The 1,015-nt window shown below is 74.6% G+C and carries 1 protein-coding gene; it reads left to right on the top strand.

Annotated features, from left to right (window positions below; all coding sequences use genetic code 11):
* Positions 1-382 precede the first annotated feature (382 nt).
* A complete protein-coding gene (locus tag AC51EU_RS30765; RefSeq protein WP_496270373.1) occupies positions 383-850 on the top strand; it encodes a C40 family peptidase in 468 nt (155 codons plus the stop codon).
* Positions 851-1,015: the final 165 nt, after the last annotated feature.

The following is a 1,015-nucleotide window of genomic DNA, read 5'->3' as shown; positions in this document are numbered from 1 at the left end:
CCGTGCCTTTCCGCTGGTCACGGCCGCGGGCCGGCGGGCGGGCACGGCGCGGGAAGCGGCATTCCCCACCTTTTGGAGCAAGGGTGATCAATATCACATGATGCGTTTTCCGCTCGGTGGGCGGGCGGGGGCTGCGTCACGATCCCTGCGACGACAAGCCCCCGTCACCGCGACGGGGCGGTCCGGGCGGACGCCCAGTCCTGCCGCCGCCCGGACGTCAGGTCGACGTGACGGTACCGGCAGGAGCGGAGGACCCGAGCAGGACGGGACCTTGGCCCGACGGGCCGCGGGTCCCTTGGGGTGAAGCCGTACGCGGCCGGGCATCTTCGCCTGCCCGAACCCGACAGGTCTTCCTTCGCAGGCGGCTGACGAAGGGTTGCGCATGACCGCGCACGGACATCTCCCCCTGCTGGCACGCGCCGGCACCGTTTCCGTTCTCGCACTCGCCACGGTCGGCGGGTTCACGCTCCCCGGCGCCGCACCGGACGCCCTCGCGGCCTCGCCCCCCGAGACCGCGCTGCGGGTCGCCGCCGCCAAGAAGGGCGCGCCCTACCAGTACGGCGCCCGGGGCCCGGGCCGTTTCGACTGCTCGGGCCTGACCCAGTACGCGTTCCGGCACGCCGGGAAGAAACTGCCGCGCACCACCACGGAGCAGTACCGCCGCACCCGGCACGTCCCCGCCCGCGACCGCAGGAAGGGCGATCTGGTGTTCTTCCCCGGCAAGGGCGGCATCTCCCATGTCGGGATCTACGCGGGCCGCGACCGGATCTGGCACGCGCCGAGGACCGGCACCGTGGTGCGCCTGGAGAAGATCTGGACCAAGGCCGTCCGGTACGGACGGGTCCGCTGAGGCGGCCGGGGCCCTCCGTCCCGGGACGGGCGGCGGGCCCCGCCTCCCCTCAGCGTCCCGGCGCGGTCCGCAGGACGGTCGCGCCCGCCGCCTCGACCTGCGCGTCCGTCAGGTCCGCGCGGGCGGTGAGGCGCAGCCGCGAGACACCGTCGGGGACGGAGGGCG

The sequence above is a fragment of the Candidatus Streptomyces philanthi genome, assembly GCF_059553635.1.
The sequence above is the reverse complement of the archived record's forward strand: the minus strand, read 5'-3'. Positions and strand labels throughout refer to the sequence as shown.